At 74.4% G+C, this 24032-nt stretch carries 21 protein-coding genes; 10 read left to right on the top strand and 11 right to left on the bottom strand.

Annotation, left to right across the window (positions count from 1 at the left end; genetic code table 11):
* Positions 1-10 precede the first annotated feature (10 nt).
* The 6 genes from ABUL08_RS01960 to ABUL08_RS01935 all read right to left on the bottom strand — a co-directional run bounded on the left by ABUL08_RS01960 (position 11) and on the right by ABUL08_RS01935 (position 5662).
* Positions 11-832, bottom strand: a complete 822-nt coding sequence (locus ABUL08_RS01960) for an alpha/beta hydrolase (RefSeq protein WP_350933918.1) — start codon at positions 830-832, stop codon at positions 11-13.
* Positions 829-2235, bottom strand: coding sequence for a flavin-containing monooxygenase (locus ABUL08_RS01955; protein ID WP_350933917.1), 1407 nt, complete (start codon positions 2233-2235; stop codon positions 829-831). Before ABUL08_RS01955 ends, ABUL08_RS01960 begins: the two co-directional genes overlap by 4 nt.
* A 516-nt stretch (positions 2236-2751) precedes the next feature.
* Positions 2752-3462, bottom strand: a complete 711-nt coding sequence (locus tag ABUL08_RS01950) for an endonuclease/exonuclease/phosphatase family protein (protein WP_350933916.1) — start codon at positions 3460-3462, stop codon at positions 2752-2754.
* A gap of 2 nt (positions 3463-3464) precedes the next feature.
* Positions 3465-4421: an ROK family glucokinase gene (locus tag ABUL08_RS01945; protein WP_350933915.1), complete on the bottom strand. Its 957-nt coding sequence runs from the start codon at positions 4419-4421 to the stop codon at positions 3465-3467.
* Positions 4422-4484: 63 nt separating this feature from the next.
* Complete coding sequence (locus ABUL08_RS01940; RefSeq protein ID WP_350933914.1) at positions 4485-5165, bottom strand: hypothetical protein; 681 nt, start codon at positions 5163-5165, stop codon at positions 4485-4487.
* A 41-nt stretch (positions 5166-5206) separates the two neighbouring features.
* Positions 5207-5662 (bottom strand): SRPBCC family protein, encoded by a 456-nt coding sequence (locus ABUL08_RS01935; protein WP_350933913.1) that lies wholly within the window; start codon positions 5660-5662, stop codon positions 5207-5209.
* A 205-nt stretch (positions 5663-5867) separates the two neighbouring features.
* On the opposite strand from ABUL08_RS01935, the gene ABUL08_RS01930 reads away from it, so the two are divergent.
* The 5 genes from ABUL08_RS01930 to ABUL08_RS01910 all read left to right on the top strand — a co-directional run bounded on the left by ABUL08_RS01930 (position 5868) and on the right by ABUL08_RS01910 (position 12831).
* Positions 5868-7679 (top strand): AMP-dependent synthetase/ligase, encoded by a 1812-nt coding sequence (locus ABUL08_RS01930; protein ID WP_350933912.1) that lies wholly within the window; start codon positions 5868-5870, stop codon positions 7677-7679.
* A gap of 14 nt (positions 7680-7693) precedes the next feature.
* The gene (locus tag ABUL08_RS01925) at positions 7694-9385 is read left to right on the top strand and encodes a GAF domain-containing sensor histidine kinase (protein WP_377521801.1); all 1692 of its coding nucleotides are present in this window, start codon (positions 7694-7696) and stop codon (positions 9383-9385) included.
* 7 nt (positions 9386-9392) lie between these two features.
* Positions 9393-10061 (top strand): response regulator transcription factor, encoded by a 669-nt coding sequence (locus ABUL08_RS01920; RefSeq protein WP_007072219.1) that lies wholly within the window; start codon positions 9393-9395, stop codon positions 10059-10061.
* A gap of 204 nt (positions 10062-10265) precedes the next feature.
* Positions 10266-11078 (top strand): SAM-dependent methyltransferase, encoded by an 813-nt coding sequence (locus ABUL08_RS01915; RefSeq protein WP_350933911.1) that lies wholly within the window; start codon positions 10266-10268, stop codon positions 11076-11078.
* A complete protein-coding gene (locus tag ABUL08_RS01910; RefSeq protein ID WP_350933910.1) occupies positions 11071-12831 on the top strand; it encodes a putative bifunctional diguanylate cyclase/phosphodiesterase in 1761 nt (586 codons plus the stop codon). The genes ABUL08_RS01915 and ABUL08_RS01910 overlap by 8 nt, the downstream gene beginning before the upstream one ends.
* A 253-nt stretch (positions 12832-13084) precedes the next feature.
* Here ABUL08_RS01910 and ABUL08_RS01905 read toward each other — a convergent pair whose 3' ends face one another.
* The 4 genes from ABUL08_RS01905 to ABUL08_RS01890 form a co-directional block, all read right to left on the bottom strand.
* Positions 13085-14209: a glycosyltransferase family 4 protein gene (locus tag ABUL08_RS01905; RefSeq protein ID WP_350933909.1), complete on the bottom strand. Its 1125-nt coding sequence runs from the start codon at positions 14207-14209 to the stop codon at positions 13085-13087.
* Complete coding sequence (locus tag ABUL08_RS01900) at positions 14206-15465, bottom strand: M48 family metallopeptidase (protein WP_350933908.1); 1260 nt, start codon at positions 15463-15465, stop codon at positions 14206-14208. The genes ABUL08_RS01905 and ABUL08_RS01900 overlap by 4 nt, the downstream gene beginning before the upstream one ends.
* A 105-nt stretch (positions 15466-15570) precedes the next feature.
* The gene (locus ABUL08_RS01895; protein ID WP_350933907.1) at positions 15571-15783 is read right to left on the bottom strand and encodes a hypothetical protein; all 213 of its coding nucleotides are present in this window, start codon (positions 15781-15783) and stop codon (positions 15571-15573) included.
* 143 nt (positions 15784-15926) lie between these two features.
* Entirely contained in the window at positions 15927-17429 is a 1503-nt protein-coding gene (locus tag ABUL08_RS01890) for an NYN domain-containing protein (RefSeq protein WP_350933906.1), read from the bottom strand.
* 127 nt (positions 17430-17556) lie between these two features.
* Between ABUL08_RS01890 and ABUL08_RS01885 the strand changes: the two genes are divergently transcribed.
* The 5 genes from ABUL08_RS01885 to ABUL08_RS01865 all read left to right on the top strand — a co-directional run bounded on the left by ABUL08_RS01885 (position 17557) and on the right by ABUL08_RS01865 (position 23143).
* Positions 17557-19311 (top strand): DEDD exonuclease domain-containing protein, encoded by a 1755-nt coding sequence (locus tag ABUL08_RS01885; RefSeq protein WP_350933905.1) that lies wholly within the window; start codon positions 17557-17559, stop codon positions 19309-19311.
* Between the two features lie 129 nt (positions 19312-19440).
* Complete coding sequence (locus ABUL08_RS01880) at positions 19441-21234, top strand: RelA/SpoT family protein (RefSeq protein ID WP_350938434.1); 1794 nt, start codon at positions 19441-19443, stop codon at positions 21232-21234.
* A 49-nt stretch (positions 21235-21283) separates the two neighbouring features.
* The gene (locus tag ABUL08_RS01875) at positions 21284-21823 is read left to right on the top strand and encodes an NUDIX hydrolase (protein ID WP_350933904.1); all 540 of its coding nucleotides are present in this window, start codon (positions 21284-21286) and stop codon (positions 21821-21823) included.
* Complete coding sequence (locus tag ABUL08_RS01870) at positions 21820-22803, top strand: nucleotidyltransferase family protein (protein ID WP_350933903.1); 984 nt, start codon at positions 21820-21822, stop codon at positions 22801-22803. Before ABUL08_RS01875 ends, ABUL08_RS01870 begins: the two co-directional genes overlap by 4 nt.
* A gap of 52 nt (positions 22804-22855) precedes the next feature.
* Positions 22856-23143 (top strand): Lrp/AsnC family transcriptional regulator, encoded by a 288-nt coding sequence (locus tag ABUL08_RS01865; RefSeq protein ID WP_343445870.1) that lies wholly within the window; start codon positions 22856-22858, stop codon positions 23141-23143.
* A 67-nt stretch (positions 23144-23210) separates the two neighbouring features.
* On the opposite strand, the gene ABUL08_RS01860 is transcribed toward ABUL08_RS01865, so the two are convergent.
* Positions 23211-23879, bottom strand: a complete 669-nt coding sequence (locus tag ABUL08_RS01860; RefSeq protein WP_350933902.1) for a DUF4142 domain-containing protein — start codon at positions 23877-23879, stop codon at positions 23211-23213.
* Positions 23880-24032: the final 153 nt, after the last annotated feature.

The raw sequence follows: 24032 nt of genomic DNA, 5'->3' as shown, positions 1-24032 counted from the left end.
CGCCCGCCGGTCAGCCGGCCGGCGACGGGTCCTTCGCCAGCCAGTCCAGGATGGCGTCGATCGGCTCCCGCCAGCGGGCGTCCAGCATCAGGTCGTGCCCCATCCCGGGAAAGAGCAGCGGGGCCGAGCCGTACCGGGCGGCGGCCCGGGTCAGCGCCGTCGCCGGCACCACCCGGTCGTCCGGACTGCCCAGCACCAGCACCGGCGGCCGGCCCACCGCCGGCTCCGGCTCCCCGCCGGTCAGCAGCTGCCACTGGGCCCGCCGCCCGGCCCGGCCCAGCCGGGAGACGTACCGGCGGGCCTCGCCGTCGGGCAGCTCCGGGCTGAACAACTGCCGGCGGTTCAACCGCAACGGACCGCCGAAGACGGCCGGCAGGGTCCCGCCCGGGTTGCGCCGCAGCGCCGCGCCGAACGTGCCCCAACCGCCGAGCACCGGCGCCACCAGCACCGCCGCCCGGGCCGGATAGCGGGACAGGGCGTGCGAGACCACCAGCGCGCCGGCGCCGTGCCCCACCAGCACCGCCCGCCGCGGCAGGCTCGCCGCCACCTGGACCACATCATGGGTGTACGCCCGCAGCGTCGCATCCGGCGCCGGCTCGCTGGCACCGTGCCCGCGCAGGCTCAGCGCGTACGCCGGGAAGCCGCGCGACGCGGCGTGCTCCAGCCAGTGCTCGGCGAACGCCCACGCCCCGTGCCCGAACCCGGGTACGAACAGCAGCGGCGGTCGCCCCTCCTCCAGCGCCGGGACCGCGTCGAGCACCTCCCGGCGGGCCGGCCGCTCCGGCCGGGCCCACTCCCACGCCCGAACCACCCGCATCCGCTCCGTGGTCATTTATCCCCCAGCTCGTGCAGGGCGCGTTCGAGGGCGCGCAGGTAGTCGGCGTGGCCGACCTCGAACCAGTGCCGGCTCGAGTCCTTGACCGCGCCGGAGTAGCGCTCGCCGAGGCCGGCGGCGACCTGCCGGTCGAACGCGGCGGCCCGGTCCGGCCGGGTGGCCCGCAGGCGCAGCAGTCGGGCGAAGAGCACGCTCTGCCAGTGCGAGATGGTGAAGATGCCGGAGTCGGGCTGCACCAGGCCGACCACCGCGAGGGTCGGGTGACCGGCGGCGAACGCGTTCAGCCAGAGCCGGGGCCGCCCCACGCCCTCGTCGTCGGCGAGCACCTTCGCCTCGAGGAACTCGAAGCGCGGCAGGTAGCCGGTGGCGAAGACGACCAGCTCCGGGTCGATCTCCCGACCGTCGGTCAGCTCCACCGCCTTGGCGTGGAACCGGGCCACGTCACCGACCGGGGTGATCTCGCCGTGGCCGACGTAGTAGACGAGCTGGCTGTTGGCGATCGGGTGGGTCTCGTAGACCCGGTGGTCCGGCTTCGGCAGGCCGAACCGGGTCAGGTCGCCGACGGTCAGCCGCAGCGTCCAGTGATAGAGCCACTGTCGTACCCGCAGCGGCACCCGCAGCGCCAGCAGCGTGTCGTTGACCTGGTCGGCGGGGCGGCCGAGGACGTACTTCGGGGCGTACCAGTAGCCGCGGCGGGTGGAGTGCCAGCAGCGGGACGCCTGCTGGGCCGCCTCGACGGCGATGTCGCAGCCGGTGTTGCCGGCACCCACCACCAGCACCCGCTTGCCGCGCAGCTGCGCCGGATCCTTGTACGAGGTGGCGTGCATCACCTCGCCCCGGAACTCGGCGAGCCCCTCGTAGCGGGGCAGCTTCGGTGACCAGTTGTGCCCGTTGGCGATCACCACGGCGGCGTACCGGGAGGTGCGCTCGGGGCCGTAGCCGCCGGTGCTGCGGGTGGTGACGTCCCAGCGGTCCCCCTCGACCGGCTCCACCCGGACCACCTCGGTGCCGAACCAGATGTGCCGGCGCAGGTCGAAGTGGTCGGCGTACCGCTCGAAGTAGGAGAGCAGCTGGCTGTGGTGCGGGTAGTCGGGCCAGTCGTCCGGCATCGGGAAGTCGGGGAACTGGGTGAACGGCCGGGACGAGATGAGGTGGGTGCTGGCGTACACCGGGCTGCGGTCGTGTCGCCAGTTCCACGCCCCACCGACGCCGGTCTCCCGCTCGTAGCAGTCGACGCCGAAGCCGTACTCGACGAGGTTCTTGACGGCGGTGAGGCCGCTGGCCCCGGCGCCGATGACGCAGACGGTGTCGCCCCGGTCGGAGACCGGGCGGCCGTCGCGGGTCAGGGCGAGCGTGCTCGTCTCCGGATCGGGGCGGCCGAGGTCGGTGGAGGAGGACACCGGGAATCTCCTTTGTGCGGCACGCGTGCCGGGTCGCTGCGAAATCCTGCCGACAATGCCCGCCGTTGTCCAGCCGTCCTCGGCGGATCGGAGGGGCCGCAGCCGGCCGCCGTGGCGCTGGGTGACGGGCCGGTCTGTCACGCAGCGTGCGCCTCCGTTCGCCGGCGGTCCGCTGCCGCGCCGACCTTTGCTCTGCAGCCATCCACGCAGCACCCCACTGAGCTGGCCTCCGTGGCACGCCCACCGGATCGGACCGGGCGACCGTGGTGACGCTCCGCGACTGCTGCGGATATGGCTGCAGAGCAAAGGCGGCCGGGGGTGCGCTGCCGGCCGCGGAGAATGTGACCGTCCGTCACTCGGCGTCGGGCGAGGAAGCCCGGACCGACGTGACGCCGAGCGCCGGCGCCACCGGCCGAGCGCCGCCGGCACCACCGACCGGAGCGCCGCAGGCACCACCGACCGGAGCGCCGCCGACCGTGGTCGGCCGCCGCCGTGCCGGAGCGAGCGGCGGAACGGTCAGTCGGCGGCGGGCAGCAGCAGGTCGACCAGGATCGGGAAGTGGTCGCTGGCCTGCCGGGTGCGCGGCGTGTCCACCACGTCGTAGTCGACGACCGTGACCCGCGGGTCGACGAAGAGCCCGTCGATCCGCCGCCGGGGATTCGCGCACGAATAGGTGTGCCGGTCGGCCCGGTCCATCGCCTCCGCCGCGTCGGTCAGCCCCTCGGCGACGGTCCGCCACGCCGGCCCGTCCGGCCCCTCGTTGAGATCGGCGCCGGCGATCACCGGCAGCGTCGCCGCCGCCAGCGTCCGCTTGAACGCCGCCGCCTGCGCCGGCCGCTCGGCCGGGTCGGTGGAGAGGTGCGAGCCGGCCAGCAGGAACCGGCTCCCACCCACCAGGCACTCGGCGTACGCGGCGCCACGCAGGTGCCGGCCGGGGGTGAGCGGATAGCGCTCGCAGCGGGTCTCCAGCACCCGCACCCGGAGGCTGGTCAGCAGCAGGTTGCCCAGCGCGGGCAGGCCACCGGCCCCCACCACCAGGCCGAACGACTCGGCCAGCGTGGCGCTCTTCTGCCGCCACCGGAACCGGCGTGGCCCCTCCTGGACGATCACCACGTCCGGGGTGACCGTGCGGACCACCTCGGCCAGCGCGGCCGTGTCGTCGCGCTGGCTGTGGATGTTGTACGACAGCACGCGCAGCGGCACGCCGCCGGATCCGGGGGCACCCATCGTCAGAGCCGACGGGCCAGGTCGGCGGCGCCGATGACGCCGGCGGTGTTGCCCAGCTCGGCCGGGCGGACCTGGGCCACCGGGAGCCGGCTGCGCTGCGCCAGCGCGTCGTTGAAGGACCGGCGGGTCGGGCCGAGCAGCAGGTCGCCTGCCTCGACCACGCCACCGCCGACTACCAGCACCTGCGGGTCGAGGATCTGCGCCATGTCCGCGAGGCTGGTGCCGAGCCACCGGCCCACCTGCGCGAACGACTCGGCGGAGACCGGGTCACCACCCTGGGCGGCGGCGGTCACCATCGGGCCGGTGATCGCCTCGGCCTCGCCGCCGGCCAGCTCCAGCAGGGCGGTCGCCCGGTGCGGCTCCTGCCGGGCGGCGGCCCGGGCGAAGCGGACCAGGGCGCTGCCGCTGGCGTACTGCTCGATGCAGCCGAGCCGGCCGCAGCCGCACTGGTGGCCGTCGGGCACGGTGAGCATGTGTCCCAGCTCGGCGGCGATGCCGTTCGCGCCCCGGACCAGTTCCCCGCCGAGCACGATGCCGCCGCCGACGCCGGTCCCGATGGTGAACATGACCATCGAGTCGTCGGCGTCCCGGGCCGCGCCGTAGCGGAACTCGGCCCAGGCGGCCACGTTCCCGTCGTTCTCCACGATCACCGGCAGCCCGGTCGCGGTGCTGACGTAGTCCCGCAGCGGCTCGTCCCGCCAGGCCAGGTTGGGGGCGAAGAGCACCGTGGAGCGGCTGGCGTCGATCCAGCCGGCCGCGCCGATGCCCACCGCCTCGACGGTACGACCCACGGCCAGCTCGGTGACCACCTCGATGATGACGTCGCGGGTCTTGGCCACGTCGTCGGCGGGGGTGTCCCGTCGCGTCTGCACGAGAACCTTGCCGGTGTCGTCCACGACACCGCCGGCCACCTTCGTGCCCCCGACGTCGACTCCGATGGTCAGCGTCACCGCTGCCACTCCCCTCTGCTGTGCTGCCCGGCATCGGCCGAACCGGCCGTGCGCTGCCGGGATGTCCGGTGGTCAGGCCCCGTCGCCTGGTGCGTCCGCGTCCTCGCCCACCTCGCCGGACGCCCGCGACGCGGGCACCACGGGACGGCCGGCCGGCGGCCGGATCGTCACCGGCGCGCCCGGCCCGGCACCATCGGGCGGTACGACGGCACCCGGATCGGCCGCGCCCTCCCCCCGGGTGGCGGCGGACCACACGTCCTGCTCGGGTGCCGGCTGAGAATCATGCCCGGTACGGGTGGCCTCGCGCCACACGTGATCTCCCCCGGCGGTCCCGGCGGCGGTCCCGGCCGGGCCGGGCGGAGCGCTCGACGGGGCCGGCTCGGTGGGGGCGAACGCCCGCAGCAGACTGGCCACCCCGGCTGCGAGATCCCCCGCGCCGGTGGCGAGGCGCTCCGCGAATTCGGGACTGGGGTCGCGCAATGCCGCGATACCCCGACAGACCGGACAGACGCAGCATTCCGGTGAGCCGGTGGCGAAACCGGCACCGACCCCGGCCCCCCCGGCGGCGCCCTGCTCGGCGCCGGCGGGTCGGCCGGCGGCGGCACTGTGACCGAGGACACCCGAGAGGATCCCACCGAGCGGACCCCACGGACCGGCACCGGGCGTCGCGGCGGTCAGCCGGGCGGTGGCCAGCAGCATGGCGACGAGGCGTTCCGCCTCCTCCCGGGCCGAACCCGGATCAGTCGTGCCCATGGTTCGGCTCCTTCACCGTGTCGACCCGCCGTCCGGCCGGGTCAGTGGGCCGCACCGGGTGCTTCTACCCGGCGCTTGAGCTGCTTCAACGCAGTGTCCATGATCATCTTTTCGGCCTTGCGGCGAAACATGCCGAGCATCCCCACGGAGAGCTCCACCTCCAGGGTGTACGTCACCGTGGTCGTGTCGTCCGGATTGCCCACCAGGTCGTACGACCCGCGCTGGGACCGCTGCATCTTCGAGGGCTCGACCAGGTGCCACTCGATCCGGGACAGGTCCTCGGCGTACTCGTAGGCGAGCACGTACTCGTCGGCCATCACGCCGGCGTCGATGGTGAACCGGACCTGGCTGGCGTAGCCGTCCTCGTACTCCTCGATCACCTCCGCCCGACGCACCGCCTCGGTCCACTCGGGGTAGCTCGGGAAGTCGCAGATGACCGCCGCCACCCGGTCCGGTGGCGCGCCGACGACGATCGACTGGGTGGAGGTGTCCGCCATGGGGGGAGGCTACCCGGCGGCGGCCCCGGGCGCGCCGCTCCACCCCCGCGCCGCACCGCCACCCCGTCCCCACCCGCCGACCGGCCGGGTGTCCCACCCCTCGGGCGGGCAACCTCCCTCCGCCACCCCCCGGGGCCTGCGGGTAGGTTTCGACAGAGCCGACCCCCAGGGACGGCCCGGCCAGTGCGAGCACGAGGGAGTGCAGGTGCGCGAGTTCTCCGTTCCGTCGATCGTCACCGTCGGCGACGCGGCAAACCTGACCGACCCGGTCTGGGACAACGCCGAGGCCGCCCCGGACGCGGTGCAGTTCGCCCGGGCCGACGGGCGGGGTCCGACGGGCACCATCTGGGCCGAGGTGACCTGCCGCCAGTTCCGGGACGAGGTCGTCGCGGTGGCCCGGGGGCTGGTCGCGGCCGGCATCAACCCCGGCGACCGGGTCGCCCTGATGAGCCGCACCCGCTACGAGTGGACCCTGCTGGACTACGCCATCTGGGCGGCCGGCGCGGTCACCGTGCCGATCTACGAGACCTCCAGCGCCGAGCAGGCGGCCTGGATCCTGGCCGACTCCGGCGCCGTCGCGGTGGTCGTGGAGAGCACCGGGCACGCCACCCTGGTGGCCGGCATCCGGGACCGGCTGCCCGAGCTGCGCCAGGTCTGGCAGATCGAGCTGGGCGGGGTCGACGAGCTGATCGCCGCCGGCGAGGCGGTCGACGCGGCCGACATCGAGGTCCGTCGCAAGACGGTACGGGCCGACGACGTCGCCACCATCATCTACACCAGCGGCACCACCGGCCGCCCCAAGGGTTGCGTGCTCACCCACCGCAACATGTACGCCGACATCGCCAACGCCGTGCCGGTGCTGCCGAACCTGTTCCGCGAGGGCGCCTCGACCCTGCTCTTCCTGCCGCTCGCGCACGCCTTCGCCCGGCTCATCCAGATCGGCGTGGTGCAGGCCCGAGCCACCATGGCGCACTGCGCCGACACCAAGAACCTGGTCGGCGAACTCCAGGACTTCAAGCCGACCTTCGTGCTCTCCGTACCCCGGGTCTTCGAGAAGGTCTACAACGGCGCCCGGCAGAAGGCCGAGGCCGACGGCAAGGGCAAGATCTTCGACCGGGCCGAGAAGGTCGCCATCGCGTACAGCGAGGCGCTGGAGACCGCCGAGGGGCCGGGCCTGGCCCTGCGCACCCAGCACGCGCTCTTCGACCGGCTGGTCTACCGCAAGCTGCGCGCGGCGCTCGGCGGTCGCTGCCGCGACGCCATCTCCGGCGGCGCCCCGCTCGGCGCCCGGCTCGGGCACTTCTTCCGGGGCATCGGGGTGACCATCTGCGAGGGCTACGGCCTCACCGAGACCTCCCCCGCCGCCGCCGCGAACCTGCCCACCGGCACCCGGATCGGCACCGTCGGCCGGCCGCTGCCCGGCGTGACCATCCGGATCGAGGACGACGGCGAGGTGCTGATCTCCGGCGACATCGTCTTCCGCGGCTACTGGCACAACGACCCGGCCAGCGCCGAGGCGCTGACCTCGGAAGGCTGGTTCCGCACCGGTGACCTGGGCCAGCTCGACAACGACGGCTACCTCACCATCACCGGCCGGAAGAAGGAAATCATCGTCACCGCCGGCGGCAAGAACGTCGCCCCGGCCGTGCTGGAGGACCAGGTCCGGGCGCACCCGCTGATCAGCCAGTGCCTGGTGGTCGGCGACCGGCAGCCGTTCATCGCGGCGCTGGTCACGGTCGACGAGGAGGCGCTGCCGAAGTGGCTGGCCGCGCACGGGCGACCGGAGACCACCAGCGTCGCCGAGCTGCGCGACGACGAGACGCTGCGCGCGGAGATCCAGGGCGCGATCGACCAGGCCAACCAGTCGGTCTCCAAGGCCGAGGCGATCAAGGTCTTCCGGATCCTGCCGCAGGACTTCACCGAGGCGACCGGGGAGCTGACCCCGTCGCTCAAGGTCAAGCGACAGGTCGTGCACAAGACGTACGCGGCGGAGATCGCCGAGATCTACTCCCGCTGACTACGATCCGTCACGTGCCCCCGTCGACACCCACCCAGCCACCGACGCAACCCCTCGCCGCCGCCGCGCGGCTGGTCCTGCTCGTGCTGGTCGCCGCCCTGACCCTCTTCGCCACCCGCGACGTCGCCCAGCTCTGGTGGATCGCCCTGCTCGCCGTCGCCGCGCTGCCCGCCGTCCTCGCGCCGCAGCACCGGCTGCTCGGTCCGCTCAGCCGCTTCGCCGAGGTGGTGGTGCTCGGGCTGGCCGCCAGCCAGATCGCCGCGGACACCCACCTCACCGGCGTCACCGGCGGGCTGGGCGCCTCGGCCGTGCTGCCGTACCTGGCCGTCCCGGTGACCGTGACGGCGCTGCGCCGCCGGTTCTCCGAGGGCGCCGCGCTGCTCGCGGTCGCCGCGGCCACCCTGCTGATCAGCGCCGCGCTGACCGACGTCGACGGCGGACGGCAGCTCGGCCAGCTCGGCTACCTCGCGGTCTGCGCCCAGTGGCTGATCCTGGCCGGCCTCGGCCTCTACACCGCCGTCACCCTGCAACGGGTGATGCGGGTCCGCGGCGAGAGCAAACCCCAGCCGTACGCGGAAGCCACCCGGCTGCTGACCCAGCTGCGCACCGTCGCCCGGCAGCTGCCCGGGGCCACCCTCGACCCGGGTGGCATCTCCGAGCACCTGCTGGAGGAGCTGCGGATGGTCGCGAAGACCGACCGCGGCGCGGTGCTCTCCGCCAGCGGAGGCGGGCGGCTGGTGGTGCTCGCCCAGATCGGCGTGGACCGGGTCGACTGGGAGACCACGCTCGACGCCGACTCGGCGATCGCCGACGCCTGGGCCAGCCAGCAGGCGCAGACCTCCAGCCGCTCGCAGGCCCGCTCCCGGCAGTCCGGGGAGGTCTCCGCGCTGATCGTGCCGCTGGTCGCCGGGGTCCGCACGGTCGGCCTGGTGGTGCTGGAGGCGGACGCGGGGCAGGCGTACCCGCCACCGGTGGTGTCCCGGGTGACCGCGCTGACCGGCCCGGCCGCGCTGCGGCTGGAGGCGGCGCTGCTCTTCGACGAGGTGCGCTCGCTGGCCACCAACGAGGAACGGCAGCGGCTGGCCCGGGAGATCCACGACGGGGTCGCCCAGGAGCTGGTCATGGTCGGCTACGGCATCGACAACGCGCTGGCGTACGTCGACGAGGACCCGAAGGAGACCGCCGAGGCGCTGCGCACGCTGCGCCAGGAGGTGACCCGGGTGATCACCGAGCTGCGGCTGAGCCTGTTCGAGCTGCGCAGCGAGGTGGACCGGCACGGCGGCCTGGCCGCCGCGATCGCCGAGTACGCCCGCACCGTCGGCGCCTCCGGGGGCCTGCGGGTGCACCTGTCGCTGGACGAGTCCACCGCCCGGCTGCCCGCCGCCACCGAGGCCGAACTGCTGCGCATCGCGCAGGAGGCGGTCACCAACGCGCGCAAGCACGCCGGGGCGTCGAATCTCTGGGTCACCTGCGAGGTGGACCCCCCGTACGCGCAGATCGAAGTGTCGGATGACGGTCACGGCATCGGTGACCAGCGCCCCGAGGGGCACTACGGTCTTGCGATCATGGCCGAGAGGGCGGAACGTATCCGGGGCCGGTTGGAGATCAGGCCGCGGCAGCCCAGCGGCACGACCGTGGCGGTGGTACTTGGTTCCTCGCCCCGGCGCGATAAGGTGCGCGGCAGCGCAGCAGCAGAAGGGGAGTAACCCGAGGATGACCACAAGTCCGACACCGGCCACCCGTACCAAGGTTCTCCTTGTCGACGATCACGACCTGATCCGGAAGGGTCTGCGGCACGCCTTCGAGCGGGACCGTCAGTTCGAGGTCGTGGGCGAGGCCGCCACGGCGGCGGAGGGCGTACGCCAGGCCGGTGCGCTTCAGCCGGACGTGGTGATCATGGATCTGCGGCTGCCCGACGGCAGCGGCCTGGAGGCCACCCGCGCGCTGCGCAAGTCCAGCGCCTCGATGGGGATCGTCGTGCTCACCATGTACGCAGGCGACGACCAGCTCTTCGGCGCGCTGGAGGCCGGGGCGAGCGCGTTCGTGCCGAAGACCGCACCGGCCGACGAGGTGGTGGCCGCCGCCCGGCACGCCGCCTCCTCCCCGAGCGCCTTCACCGCGGCCGACCTGGCCGAGGCGATGAAGCGACGGCTGGCCCCGTCCGGCCCGCAGCTCTCCCCCCGGGAGGGTCAGGTGCTGCGGCTGCTGGCCGACGGCATGAGCGTGGCCGGCATCGCCAAGCAGCTCTTCGTCAGTGAGTCGACCGCCAAGACCCACATCTCCAAGCTCTACGAGAAGCTGGGCGCCGCCAACCGGGCCCAGGCGCTGATGACCGCGCTGCGGCTCGGTCTGCTGGAGGCTCCGGACGCCCCGAAGTTCTGACCTCCACCGGCTCACGCCGGAGCGGCCCGCGTCCCGACCACGGACCGGGCCGCTCCGGCGTTGCGGGGGGTTTCCGCTGCGTACGGTGAGGGACCGGGTGCGTAGCGACGGCGGTCTTTGCACCGCGACAACGGGCGGGCAGAATACCCGGGTGGCCCACGGGGCCGCGGACCTCACGCGCTGTTGACAAAGAGGGGCAAGGGCATGCAGCGGCCGGACTGGGCACCCGACACGATCGACATCGAGCGTCCCAGCGTGGCCCGCATGTACGACTACTACCTCGGCGGCTCGCACAACTTCGCCGCCGACCGGGCGGCGGCCCGGGCCATGGTGGACGCCGTGCCCGACGCGCCGCTGATGGCCCAGGCCAACCGGGCCTTCCTCCGCCGCGCCGTCCAGTTCCTCGCCGACGCCGGGGTACGCCAGTTCCTCGACATCGGCTCCGGCATCCCCACCGTCGGCAACGTGCACGAGATCGCCCAGCGGATCGACCCGGAGTCCCGGGTGGTCTACGTCGACGTCGACCCGGTCGCGGTGGCGCACAGCCGGGAGATCCTCAGCGGCAACGACCGGGCCACCGTGCTCCAGGAGGACCTGCGCCGGCCCGAGGCGATCCTGCGGCACCCCGAGGTGACCGGGCTGCTCGACTTCTCCCAGCCGATCGCCGTGATGATCGTGGCGGTGCTGCACTTCATCCCGTACGCCGACCAGCCGGCGGAGATCCTGCGGACCCTGCGCAGGTCCCTCGTGCCCGGCAGCCACCTCGTGATGTCGCAGGCCTGCGACGAAGGTCGCGACGAGACCGGTGAGCGGGCGGAGGCCGAGCGGGTCTACCGCCGCACCGACAACCAGCTCTGGATCCGCAGCCGGTCCGAGCTGACCGCCCTCTTCGAGGGCTTCGAGCTGGTCGACCCGGGTGTGGTGTGGGTGCCGCAGTGGCGGCCGGACACCCCGGAGCAGGCCGAGAACGCCGAGAAGGCGGTCTTCATGGGCGGGGTCGGGCGGCTCGATGGGTGAGCCGGCGGTCGCCCTGCCCCGCACCTGCCCCGGCACCTTCGCCCGGGCCTGGGCGAAGGCGGTCTCCGGCACCAGCTACCTGCCGATGACCCAGGCCCAGCTCGAGGCCCTGCTCCAACGGCTCACCGAGCGACTGGCCGGGGCGCTCCAGGCGGAGCCGTTCGACCTGCGGACCGGCCAGCAGGTCGGCGCGGAGCTGGTCGCCGCGCACATCGCCTCCGCCGAAGGGCTCGGCCGGACCATCGAGGTCATCCAGCTCCGCCTCGTCCGCGACCTCGGGCTGGTCGCCGACGACGTCGAGGACCGGATGGCCCGGCTGCTGGCCACCGTGGCCACCGGGTACGCCCGCGCCCTGCGGGACCGGACGCTGGACGAGCAGGAGTCGATCCGGCGGGCCGCGATGATGGCCCGGGCGCACGCCGAGCGGGCGCTGCGGGACAGCGAGGCCCGGTTCCGTCACCAGGCCACCCACGACCCGCTGACCGACCTGCCGAACCGCACGCTCTTCACCGAGCGACTCTCCGCGGCCATCGACGAACCGGGCCGGGGCGCCGACCGGGTGGGCGTCTGCTTCCTCGACCTGGACCGGTTCAAGGTGGTCAACGACTCCCTCGGCCACCAGGTCGGCGACTCGCTGCTGGTGTCGGTGGCGCAGCGGCTGCAACGGGCGCTCGGCGAGCACCTGGTGGCCCGCCTCGGCGGGGACGAGTTCGTCATCCTGGTCGAGCGGACCGCCTGCACCGACGACGCGGTGAAGGTGGCCGAGGCGGCCCTGGCGGCGGTGAGCGAGCCGGCCCTGGTCGACGGGCACGAGCTGACCGTCTCGGCCAGCATCGGCATCGTCGAGCGGCAGGTGGCCGGCACCTCCCCCGGCGAGCTGATGCGGGCCGCCGACAGCACCCTGCACTGGGCCAAGGCGGCCGGCGGGGCACGCTGGTCCCTCTTCGACGCCGACCGCAACCGCCGCGAGCTGGCCCGGTACGCCCTCGCCGCGGCGATCCCGGGCGCCCTCGACCGGGGCGAGTTCTTCCTCGACTACCAGCCGCTGACGTCGCTGCGGGACGGCAGAGTGCTCGGCGTGGAGGCACTGGTCCGCTGGCACCATCCGGAGCTGGGCCTGCTCCGGCCGGACAGCTTCATCGGGCTGGCCGAGGAGACCGGGCTGATCGTCCGGCTCGGCGGCTGGGTCCTCGCCGAGGCCTGCCGGGAGGCCCGCACCTGGTCGGCGGGGCGGGAGGACGCCCCCTTCGTGAGCGTCAACCTGGCCGTCCGGCAGCTGCACCGACCCGACCTGGTGCGGGAGGTACGCGGTGTGCTGGCCCGTACCGGCCTGCCGCCGGAACGGCTCCAGCTCGAAGTCACCGAGAGCACCATGATGAGCACCCTGGAGGAGCCGGTCCGCGCCCTGCGGGTGCTCAAGGACCTCGGGGTCCGCATCGCCATCGACGACTTCGGCACCGGTTACTGCAACCTGGCGTACCTGCGGGAACTGCCGGTCACCGAGCTGAAGGTGGCCGGCGAGTTCGTGGCGGGGCTGCGGGCCCCGGCCGACGACCCGGCCAGCCGTACCGACGAGCGGATCCTCGCGTCCCTGGTCTCCCTCGCGCACGCGCTGGAGCTGACGGTCACCGTCGAGGGCGTGGAGACCGCCGAGCAGGCCGACCGGCTCCGGGCGATCGGCTGCGACGCCGCGCAGGGCTGGCACTTCGGCCGGCCCGCCCCCGCCGACCGGCTCTTCGCCCCCCGGCCCTGACCCCGGCTCCCCTGCCCGCCTGTCCCGGCGCGGCCTGCCTCCCCCGGCGCACCCTGCCTGTCCCGGCGCGGACTGCCTGTCCTGGCGCACCCTGCCTGCGCCGGCGCGGACTGCCTGCCGTGCGCGGCCTTGATCACACTCGATCGTGGATGTGGTGGCCTCGTCGGCGCCCGGAGGCCACTCCATCCTGGATCGAGCGCGATCTTGGAGCCGAGCCGGCCGGACGGGCGGACGGGCGGACGGACGGGATGGGTCAGCCGGCGAGGAGGGCGGCCATCCGCTCGGCCTGGGTCTCCCAGCGCCACTCCCGCTCCACCCAGGCGCGGCCGGCGGCGCCGAGCTGCCGGGCCAGGTCCCGGTCGGCGAGGAGGGTGGCCACCCGGTCGGCGAGCTGCGCGACGTCGCGGCCGCGTACGACGTAGCCGGTCTCCCCCTCGCGGACCGCGTCCGGCGCCCCGCCGGAGTCGCCGGCCACCACGGGCAGGCCGGTCGCACTGGCCTCCAGGTAGACGATGCCCAGCCCCTCGACGTCCAGGCCACGGTTGCGGGTGCGGCAGGGCATCGCGTAGACGTCGCCGGCCGCGTAGTGGGCGGGCAGCTCCGCTGACGGCACCGAGCCGGTGAAGACCACCTCCCGTTCGACGCCGGTCTGCCGGGCCAGCTTCTCCAGCGTCGCCCGGTACGGCCCGCCGCCGACGATCAGCAGCGCGGCGTCCGGCACCCGCCGGCGGATCTCCGGCATCGCCCGGATCAGCATGTCCTGGCCCTTGCGGGGCACCAGGCGGGACACGCAGACCACCACCGGGCGGTCGGGCAGGCCGAGCCGGAGGCGGACCCGTTCACCATCCACCGACGGGTGGTAGGTGTCCACGTCCACGCCGGGCGCGAGCCGGTGCAGCTCGGTCACCCCCTGCAGCACGCGGGCCAGCCGGACCCGGGTGTACTCCCCGAGGTAGGTGGTCACGTCGACGCCCCGACCGATCCGGCGCAGGGCCGACCGGGCACCGGGCAGGGCGGCCCAGCCGACCTCGTGCCCGTGGGTCAGCGCCACGGCCCGACGGATCCCGGACCGGCGGCGCAGCCCGGGCGCGAGCAGCCCCAGCGGGGCCGCCGCGCCGAACCACACGGTGTCGCAGTCGTACGCCCGGGCGAGCTTCGCCGCCCGCCGGGCGACCAGCGCGGTGGGCAGCAGCACCCGGGTGCGCTCCCGGACCACCTCGAAGGGCTGGTCGGCGTCGAACTTGGCGGCGTCCCGCCAGCTCGACGCATAGACCACGACCGAGCCGGGCGGCTGGCGTACGGCGAGGTTGTGCACGAAGGACTGGATGCCGCCCGGGCGGGGCGGGAAGTCGTTGGTGACCAGCAGCGTACGGCTCATCGGCCGGCCTCCCTGGCGTACGCGCGGGCGGCGGCCATCCGCTCCACGGTGGACGGGTGGGACGCGGACCAGAGCTGTTCCCAGCGGGGCGGGTCGGGGTCGGCGAGGTTCACCCCGGCCAGCCGGCGCTGCATGGCCTCGAAGGTGGCCGGGTCGCCGGTGAGGGCGAGGGCGTGCGCGTCGGCCCGCGCCTCGACCCGTCGGGAGACCAGCGCCTGGACCGGGGTGGCGAGCAGCCCGACCCCGGTGATCAGGGCGATGAGCAGCGGAAAGGCGCGCGGCTCGGCGACCGTGTCGACCCCGGCCAGGCGCAGCAGCGGCGCCCACGAGCCGACCAGATAGAGCGCCACCACGGCCAGCGCCGCGCCGAGCGCCCCGGTGAGCGTGCCGACCCACACGTCCCGGTCCTTGGCGTGCCCCAGCTCGTGCGCGACGACGCTGGTCACCTCCGCTCCGGTGGCCTCGCGCAGCAGGGTGTCGTAGACCACCACCCGCCGGGTGGGCCCCAGCCCGGAGACGTACGCGTTGACGGCCCGGGTGCGCCGGGACGCGTCGGCGACCAGCACGTCCCGCACGGGCACCCCGTCCCGGGCGGCCATGCTGACCAGTTCGGTGCGCAGCGGGCCGGGCTCCATCGGGGTGAACCGGTTGAACACCGGCTCGACCAGCACCGGCAGCACGAACGACAGCAGCACCACCAGCCCGGCGGCCCCGGCCGCGCCGAACGCCCACCACCAGCGCGGGGCGACCCGGACGACGGCGTAGAAGCCGAGCAGGACGAGGGCGCCGAGCACGGCGCTGAGCGCGTACGACTTGAGCAGGTCGACGGTCCAGCCGCCCCAGCCCTGGGTGCTCAGCCCGTACCGGGTGAGCACGGTCTGCCGCCAGGCGGCGAAGGGCAGGGTGAGCAGGTCGGCCAGGAGCAGCACGGCCAGCCCACCGAGCACCGCCCGGGCCGCCCAGTGACCGCCGAACGGGCGGCCGGCCAGCTCGACCAGGCGGGCGCCGAGCGGGGTGAGGCCGAGGACGAGGGCGACCGCCAGGCTGACGGCGAGCGCGCCGTAGCCGCCGGGGCGCAGCGCGGCGTGGAACGCGCGCCCCCGGGAGACCTGGTCGACGGGGAGGTCCCGCAGCGCGGCGAGCTGGTCGGCGCGCGGGGCCGGCGGACGGCTCCACGGGATCAGCAGCGCCCCGGCCACCAGCAGCGCGACGGCCAGCCCGGCCAGGGTCAGCACCGCCCAGCCGCGCGGGCTCACCGTCCCGTCCCGTCGCCGCGCCGTACCCTCGTCATGCCGCTCCTCCCGCCGTGAGCGCTCATCCTATGGCCCGGCGGGGGCGCGGCGGCCGGGGTGCCCGGCCGGTCAGGCCGCGCGACCGCGGCGGGACCGGGGCCGGACGGCCGGCTCGGGGGGCAGCACCTCCACGTCGAAGCCGGCCCGGGCGAACACCTCGATCGCGTACGTCTCGGCGGCGCCCAGGTCAGCCGCCGGGGAGCCGGTGTCGAGCAGCGCGGTCACCAGGCAGCCGGAGCAGCCGTCGCCGCGGATCCCGCACCTGTCGCAGTCGATGAGCATCAACGCCTCCTGACACGTCTCGGCGGAGGCGGGCGGACGTCCGTCGTCGCCCGGCCACCGTCGGTCACCACGGACGCTATGCCAGGGGTGTGACAGAACCGGACAACGAGGCATCGGTCACCCCGAAAACGATCACAAGCCCCTCAGGAGCGGGCCAGTCGGCGCAGCAGCGAGTCCGCGCCGAGCGGGTACGCGCCGTGCCGGCGTACCCCGTCGGCGACCTCGCGGTCGGACGAGACCACCACCACCGGGCGACCGGAGGGCTCGGCCCGGACCAGCCGGCGGATCAGCTCGTCGGCGGTCTCCCCCTTGCGGGAGAAGAGCACCCGCACGCCGCGCGGCGCGGGCGGCAGCCCGTGCATCCGCTCGGCCCCGTCGAAGACCACGGTGACCTCGTCGCCGGTCTGCGCGGCGATGCCGCCCAGCCCGGTGATCAGGCGCTTGCGCTGCTGCTCCAGTGACATCTCGCCGAAGCCACGCTTGGTCACGTTGTAGCCGTCGACGACGAGGTGGGCCCGGGGCAGCGCGAGCAGCTGGTCCAGCCGGGCCGGGTCGTCGGTGTCCCGGGCGCGGGCGGCGGCACCGGCCGGGGTGGCGGCCGACTGGTCGGCGAACGCGTCGGCGACGAAGTCGGCGGGGAGCTTCTCCACCGGGTCGAGGGCCAGTTCCCGGCGCAATCCCACGGCGGCCTGCCCGATGGTCTCCAGCAGCAGCCAGAGCCGGGCGTCGTCGACCGAGCGGGCCTCCTTGGCGCTGGCCCGGGCGACGCCGGCCGCGGCCTCCGCCTCGGCCAGCCGGGCCCGGGCCCGGCGCAGCTCCGCCTCGGTGTCGGCGGTGGCCCGGGCGGCCCGGCCCCGCTCGGTGGCGAGCAGTTCGTTGGCCCGGCGCTCCCGGGCCTGGGTCTCCCGCAGCGTACGGCCGAGCTGCCGGTTCTCCTCGCGCAGCTGCCCCAGCTCCTCGCGGACGCGGGCCAGCTCGTCGCGGAGCTTCTCGGCCTCCACCCGGGCCACCGCCCGGTCGTGCTCGGCGCGGGTGGCCCGCTGCTCGGCCTCGCGGACGAGTTCCGCCACCACCGCGCTGTCCGCCTCGGCGCGCACCGCGGCGCCGCTGGCCTCGATCAGGTCCCGCCAGCCCTTCGGCCGGACCAGGTACGCCAGGGCGGCCACCTCGACCGGGTCGGCCGCCGCCGGGGCGGTCCCCTCCACCACGGCCGCGCCGAGGTCGCCGGCGTCGGTCAGCACCCGGGCGGTGACCCGCTGCCGGAAGAGCGGGTCGGCGGTGAGCTGGGCGGCGATCGCGGGCGCGCCGAGTCGGGCCCGCCGGTTGGGGGCGAACTTCGCCACCCGGCGCAGCGGCACGGGCAGCTCGTCGCCGGGCAGGCCGGGCAGGACCGCGGCGGTCAGCGAGACGATCCGCTGCCGGACCGGCTCCGGCAGCACCGGCTCCGCCTCGGGCGCGTCGGCGTCCGCGGCGTCCTCGACTCCGGCGGCGTCCTCGGCTCCGGCGGTGTCCTCGACTCCGGCGGTGTCCTCGGCGTCGACGGGACCCGCGCCGAGCTGGGCCGACTCGTCCTCACCGGCGTCCTGCACGCCCGCCACCCACTCCTGTTCGGGGAGGTGGTCGTCGTACGGCTCGGTGAGGGGCATGTGGCAAGTCTCCCACCGCGAGCGGGCCCACCGCCCGGTGAGTGAGCCGATCTCTCATCCTAGACCGATGGTGACTTCTGGGGCCGCTGGTACGGGAGTGTCGGACCCGGTCGCTAGCGTCCCGCGGGTGGCCCGACAGGAATACCTCCAGCCGGCGTTGGCCGGGCTGGATCCCACCGTCGGCGGCGTCGATCCGGCGCTGCCGCTGTACGCGACGACCTTCGTGGTGGTCGACCTGGAGACGACCGGCGGCGCCCCCGACGGGGGCGGGATCACCGAGATCGGCGCGGTGAAGGTGCGCGGCGGTGACGAGCTGGGCGTGCTGGCCACCCTGGTCAACCCGGGGGTGCCGATCCCGCCGTTCATCACCGTGCTGACCGGCATCACCCAGGCGATGCTGATCCCCGCGCCGCCGATCGAGCAGGTGCTGCCGAGCTTCCTGGAGTTCATCTCCGACGCGGTGCTGGTCGCCCACAACGCCCCCTACGACGTGGGCTTCCTCAAGGCCGCCTGCGCGAAGCACGGCTACCGCTGGCCCAACCCGCGGGTGCTGGACACCGCGGCGCTGGCCCGCCGGGTGCTCACCCGCGACGAGGTGCCCAACCGCAAGCTGGGCACCCTGGCGGCCTACTTCCGCACCGCCACCCAGCCGACCCACCGGGCGCTCGACGACGCCAAGGCGACCGTGGACGTGCTGCACGGGCTGATCGGCCGGCTCGGCGGGCACCGGGTGGACACCGTCGGCGAGGCGATCGAGTTCGCCCGGGCGGTCACCCCCACCCAGCGGCGCAAGCGGCACCTCGCCGAGGGGCTGCCGAAGGTCCCCGGGGTCTACATCTTCCGGGCCGCCGACGACCGGCCGCTCTACGTCGGCACCTCCGGCGACATCGCGACCCGGGTGCGCAGCTACTTCACCGCCGCGGAGAAGCGGGCCCGGATGTCGGAGATGCTCGCCGCCGCGGAGCGGGTGGAGGCCCTCGAGTGCGCCCACTCGCTGGAGGCGGAGGTCCGCGAGCTGCGGCTGATCGCCGCGCACGCGCCGCCGTACAACCGGCGCTCGAAGTACCCGGAGCGGATGGTCTGGCTCAAGCTCACCGACGGGCCGTACCCCCGGTTGTCGGTGGTTCGCAGCCTCGCCCCCGGCGACCAGGCCTACCTCGGGCCGTTCACCTCGCGCCGGGCGGCGGAGCTGGCCGCCGCCGGCTTCCACGACGCGGTGCCGCTGCGCCAGTGCACGCACCGGCTCTCGCTGCGCACGGTCACACCGGCCTGCGCGCTGGCCGAGCTGGGTCGCTGCCCGGCGCCCTGCGAGCACCGGATCACCCCCGAGGAGTACGACCACCGCGCCGCCGCCCCCTTCCGGACCGCCACCACCAGCGATCCGCAGCAGGTGGTGGACGCCCTGCTCGCCCGGATCGAGGTGCTCGCCGGCGACCAGCGCTACGAGGAGGCGGCGGTGGTCCGCGCCCGGCTCGCCGCGGTGCTGCGGGCCACCGTCCGGATGCAGCGGCTGGCCGGCCTGACGTCCATCGCCGAGCTGGCCGCCGCCCGGCCGGCCGCCGGGGGTGGCTGGGAGCTGGCCCTGGTGCGGCACGGCCGGCTGGCCGGCGCCGGGGTGTCCCCGCCGGGTGTCCATCCGCGACCGACCCTCACCCTGATCCGGGCCACCGCCGAGACGGTGCCGCCGGGGCACGGTCCGGTCCCCCGCGCCTCCGCCGAGGAGTCCGAGCGCATCCTGTCCTGGTTGGAACGACCGGAGACCCGGCTGCTGGAACTCTCCTCCGGCTGGGCCTCACCGATCACCGGAGCGGGCCGCTTCCGGGACCTGTTGACCAAGGCCGAACGGGGCGGTTCCCACCAACTCTCGACCGAACGCTCATGACCAAGTGTCCGATCGGACTACGTCGACTCGCTTAGGCTGTTGGAGAAGTGCAGTCCTGCCCGTTTCGTGGGCCTGCTTCCGGTCGTCCCGGCAGGGGTACCGTGGAGCCGGGGTGAGGAGGTGTCCCAGGTGGACGTCGACGCCGGACACGGCGCCGCCCTGGGGGGCGCCCTTCCGACCCAGCCCGGCGAACTGCCGTTGGCCCGCCGGTTACGCTCCCTGCTCACCTGGCCCACCGCCGACACCGACCCGGTCAACGGGTTGGTCCGCACCCACCGGGGCATTCACGCCAGCGCCGACGCCTCGGTGCTGCGCCGGGCGTACACGATCGCGGAGAACATGCACCGCGGTCAGTTCCGCAAGAGCGGTGAGCCGTACATCACCCATCCGCTCGCGGTCGCCGAGATCTGCGCCGACCTGGGCATGGACACCACCACCCTGGTCGCCGCGCTGCTGCACGACACCGTCGAGGACACCCGCTACACCCTCCAGGCCCTCGCCGAGGACTTCGGCCGCGAGGTGGCCCACCTGGTCGACGGGGTGACCAAGTTCGACAAGGCGTTCTACGGCAAGAACGCCGAGGCGGAGACCATCCGCAAGATGATCGTGGCGGCCGGCAAGGACGTCCGGGTGCTGATCATCAAGCTGGCCGACCGGCTGCACAACATGCGTACCCTCGGCGTCCGCTCGGCCGCGTCGCGGGAGCGGATCGCCCGCAAGACGCAGGAGGTGCTGGTCCCGCTCTGCGACCGGCTCGGCATCCAGACCCTCAAGCGCGAGCTGGACGACGTGGTGCTGCTGCACCTGGAGCCCGACGAGCACGCCCGGATCGCCCGGCACGTGCACGACCGGCCCGGCTGGGACGCCTATCTGGACGACGTGGTGGCGAAGGCCAAGGTGGCGCTGCGGCGCAGCCGGGTCGACGCGAAGGTCTCGTCCCGGCCCCGGCACCTCTACTCGATCTGGAAGGACACCGTGGCCGGCGGTTACCCGGCCCCGTTCGACCTGCCCCGGATCGCGATCGTGGTGGACGGCCCGGCCACCGACTGCTACGCGGCGCTCGGCGCGGTGCACTGTCTCTGGCGGCCGGTGCCCGGCCGGTTCAAGGACTTCATCGCCTCGCCGAAGAACAACCTCTACCGGTCGCTGCACACCACCGTCCGGGGCCCGCAGGACCGCGTCGTCGAGGTGCTGATCCGCACCGAGGAGATGCACCGCGCCGCCGAATACGGTGTCGCCGCGCACTACCGCTTCCCGCGCGCCGCCGGGCGCTCCGCCGACCGCGCCGACGACGAGCTGGCCTGGCTGCGCCGGGTGCTCGACTGGGAGCAGGACACCGTCGACCCGGCGCAGTTCCTGGAGTCGCTGCGCTGCGACCTGGCCGAGGCGCAGATCCAGGTGGTCGCCGACGGCCGGCAGGTCGTCCTCCCGGCCGGGGCCACCCCGGTCGACCTGGCGTACGAGCTGGGCACCGAGCGGGGCGACCACTGCCTGGCGGCCCGGATCAACGGCCGGTTGGTGCCGCTCTCCTCCGAACTGGACGAGGGCGACGTGGTGGAGATCTTCACCGAGTCCGACGCGGAGAGCGGCTTCGAGGCGGATTCCGCCCCGCGCGGCCCGCGCCGGGAGTGGCTGGGCTTCGTCAAGTCCCCGCACGCGCAGAAGCAGATCAACCGCTGGTTCGCCGAGCACACCGAGCCCGGCATCTCGATCGCCGACAAGGTACGCCTCGGGCGGGCCACCATCGGGCTGGCCCTGCGCCAGCACAACCGGGGTCTGGCCAGTGACCTGCCCCTGCTGCGGCTGTCGGAGGAACTCGGCTATCCCGACCTGGAGACCCTGCTGGTGGCGGTCTTCGACCGGGCGGTCGAGCCGGACACCGTCGTCCGTCAGCTCATCGACCTGGTCGACCACCGGCAGTAGCCGCACGCCACTCGGACGCACGGGCCGGTGCGCCCACTAGCCTGGAGGCATGATCCCTCGCGCACGTGCCACCGGGCGGGCCCTCGGCTACCGGTTCTTCTACCGCCTCCCCGTCCCGGTACGCCGCCGACTGGTCCGGCTGACCGTGCCGAAGTACATCGTCGGGGCGGTCACCCTGGTCCGGGACAGCGAGGCCGACGGCGCCGGGCGCCTGCTGCTGCTGCGCCAGCCGCCGGGTTACAGCTGGACCCTCCCGGCCGGCCTGCTGCAACGGGGTGAGTCTCCGGTGGTGGGCGCGGCCCGGGAGTTGTTCGAGGAGACCGGCATCCGGCTCGCCCCCGAGCGGCTGCGACCGGCGGTGCCGAACGCCGTGGTGCACGCCAAGGGCTGGGTGGACATGGTCTTCGAGGTGGAGCTGCCGGCGTCGACCACCGCGCTGACGGTCGACGGCGCGGAGGTGCTGGAGGCGGTCTGGCACCCGCTGGACGACCTGCCCCGGCTGGCCCGGGCCACCGCCGGGCTGCTCGGCCGCTACGGCATCGGCCCGCAGGCCGGACAGGTCCCGCCGGCCACCCGACCGGGGGCATGACCGACTCCCGGCCGGTCCCCGGCCGCACCACCCCCGTCCCGACGGGACCGGGCGGAACCAGGGAACCGGGCGGGACCGCCGGGCCGGGCAGGACCACGGACCCGGGCCGGCGGGCGGCGGTGGAGGTCTGCGCGGTGGTGCTCGCCGCGGGCGAGGGCACCCGGCTGCGGCCGCTGACCGCGCGGCTGCCCAAGGCGCTCTGCCCGGTCGGCAACGTGCCGCTGCTCGACCGCGCCCTGGACCGGCTGGCCGGTCTCGGGCTCACCGGTCCCGGACGCGTCGCGGTGAACGCCTGCTATCTGGGCGAGCAGGTGGTGGCGCACGTCGGGTCGCGGGCCCACCTGTCGGTCGAGCCGGGTGACCCGCTGGGCACCGCCGGCGGCCTGGGCAACCTGCGGGACTGGATCGCCGGCCGGGGGGTGTTGGTCGGCAACGCGGACGCCTACCTGGCCGACCCGGCGGCCCCGCCCGGCCCCGACATCGCCGCGCTGCTGGACGGCTGGGACGGGCGGAGCGTACGCCTGCTCGGCCAGCCGGCCGACGACCCGGCCGAACCCGGCACCTTCGCCGGCCACCGGTTCGTCGGGTTCTCGCTGCTGCCGTGGCGGCTGGTCCGGGACCTGCCGGCGGCCTTCGGCGACCTGGTCCGGGCGGTGTGGCGGCCGGCGGAGGCGGCCGGCGCGCTGGAGGTGGTGGCCTATCCCGGCACCTTCTGGGACACCGGCACCCCGGCCGACTACCTGGCGGCGAACCTGCACGCGGCCGGGGTCGACAGCCTGGTCGACCCGTCGGCGACGGTCACCGGCCGGGTCCGCCGGTCGGTGGTGGGGGCGGGCGCGACGGTGGTCGGCGAGGTGACCCGGACGGTGGTCTGGCCGGGCGCCACGGTCGGCCCCGACGAGCGGCTCACCGACGCCGTCCGGGCCGGGGTCGACCTGACCGTGCCGGCCGGCCGGATCGACGAGCCGGGGACGGCGTGACCACGAGAACCTCTAGCATGGGCGACGACGCCGACGAACGGAGAAATGTCCCGTGATCACCGCGATCGTGCTGATCGACTGCGCCACCGACTCCATCCCCGAGGTGGCCGAGAACCTGGCCAACCTCCCCGGCGTCAGCGAGGTCTACTCGGTGGCCGGGCACGTCGACCTGATCGCCATGGTCCGGGTCCGGGAGTTCGAACAGATCGCCCAGGTCATCGCCGGCAGCATCTCCAAGGTGCCCGGGGTGCTCAACACCGAGTCGCACATCGCCTTCCGGGCCTACTCCCAGCACGACCTGGAGGAGGCCTTCGCCATCGGGCTGGCCAGCGCCGACTGATCCCGCCGTACGCGCCGGTGGCCGGCCCGCCCCGGAGGGCGGACCGGCCACCGCCGGTGTGTCGACGTCAGCTCTGGCTCGGAGCAGGCGTCTCCGTGGTGCCCGGAGCCGGCGACTCGGTGCCGCCCGGAGCCGGGGACTGGGTGCCACCCGGGGCCGGCGAGGTGCTGACGCCCGGGCCGGGCGTGCCGCTGGCGCTGGTCTGCGGGACCGGGACGCCCAGGGTCTGGGCCAGGGCCACCAGCGCGTCGTAGTGCGCCTGGAGGACCGGCAGGGCGTCCTGGGCGAGCTGGATCACCGACTGCTCGGAGCCCTGCGAGATCTCGGTCTGGGTGGCCTGGATGGCCTGCACGTGACCGGCCAGCTCGGCCGTCACCCACGCCTTGTCGAACTCGGCGCCGCTGAGCTTGTTCAGCTTGTCGACCACCTTCTGCTGGTCGGCGGTGGGCTGGCTCGGCAGCTGCACGTTCAGCTGCGAAGCCGTGCTCTGCACCGACTGGTCGAGCTGGGTGTGGTCCGTCACGAACTGCTTACCCAGCTCCTTGACCTGCTGGTTCTGCCCCTTCTGCTGCGCCAGGTTGCCGGTGACGATCTCCGCCAGGTTCACCTGGTGCACCGCCTGCAGGTACTGGGTGTCCTGCGTCGACGGCTGTGCCGCCGCCTGCGCGGCCGCCGCCGGTGCCAGCCCCACGAGCACCAGCGCCGCCAGCAGACCCAGGCGTTTGATTCCCAACATGCTTTCCCCCCCTTGAGACGTTGGACCGCACGGATACCCGGCTGACCGGGGTTATTCCTGCGATTCCACCCGTCCGGGTCGGGGGTGGGGAGGGACGGGCAGGACGACCGCCACGGCACACCCGCGCGGTGTCCGTTCCGGCCGCCGGAGCGC

Origin of the sequence: Micromonospora sp. CCTCC AA 2012012 (genome assembly GCF_040499845.1) — a bacterium.
GTDB lineage: Bacteria > Actinomycetota > Actinomycetes > Mycobacteriales > Micromonosporaceae > Micromonospora > Micromonospora mangrovi.
The sequence above is the reverse complement of the archived record's forward strand: the minus strand, read 5'-3'. Positions and strand labels throughout refer to the sequence as shown.

Excerpts from the sequence above, each read along its gene's own strand:
- ABUL08_RS01960 (WP_350933918.1), bottom strand. The coding sequence starts at position 832 with ATGACCACGGAGCGGATGCGGGTGGTTCGGGCGTGGGAGTGGGCCCGG.
- ABUL08_RS01950 (WP_350933916.1), bottom strand. The coding sequence starts at position 3,462 with ATGGGTGCCCCCGGATCCGGCGGCGTGCCGCTGCGCGTGCTGTCGTAC.
- ABUL08_RS01940 (WP_350933914.1), bottom strand. The coding sequence starts at position 5,165 with ATGGGCACGACTGATCCGGGTTCGGCCCGGGAGGAGGCGGAACGCCTC.
- ABUL08_RS01935 (WP_350933913.1), bottom strand. The coding sequence starts at position 5,662 with ATGGCGGACACCTCCACCCAGTCGATCGTCGTCGGCGCGCCACCGGAC.
- ABUL08_RS01920 (WP_007072219.1), top strand. The coding sequence starts at position 9,393 with ATGACCACAAGTCCGACACCGGCCACCCGTACCAAGGTTCTCCTTGTC.
- ABUL08_RS01915 (WP_350933911.1), top strand. The coding sequence starts at position 10,266 with ATGCAGCGGCCGGACTGGGCACCCGACACGATCGACATCGAGCGTCCC.
- ABUL08_RS01910 (WP_350933910.1), top strand. The coding sequence starts at position 11,071 with ATGGGTGAGCCGGCGGTCGCCCTGCCCCGCACCTGCCCCGGCACCTTC.
- ABUL08_RS01905 (WP_350933909.1), bottom strand. The coding sequence starts at position 14,209 with ATGAGCCGTACGCTGCTGGTCACCAACGACTTCCCGCCCCGCCCGGGC.
- ABUL08_RS01895 (WP_350933907.1), bottom strand. The coding sequence starts at position 15,783 with ATGCTCATCGACTGCGACAGGTGCGGGATCCGCGGCGACGGCTGCTCC.
- ABUL08_RS01890 (WP_350933906.1), bottom strand. The coding sequence starts at position 17,429 with ATGCCCCTCACCGAGCCGTACGACGACCACCTCCCCGAACAGGAGTGG.
- ABUL08_RS01875 (WP_350933904.1), top strand. The coding sequence starts at position 21,284 with ATGATCCCTCGCGCACGTGCCACCGGGCGGGCCCTCGGCTACCGGTTC.
- ABUL08_RS01870 (WP_350933903.1), top strand. The coding sequence starts at position 21,820 with ATGACCGACTCCCGGCCGGTCCCCGGCCGCACCACCCCCGTCCCGACG.
- ABUL08_RS01860 (WP_350933902.1), bottom strand. The coding sequence starts at position 23,879 with ATGTTGGGAATCAAACGCCTGGGTCTGCTGGCGGCGCTGGTGCTCGTG.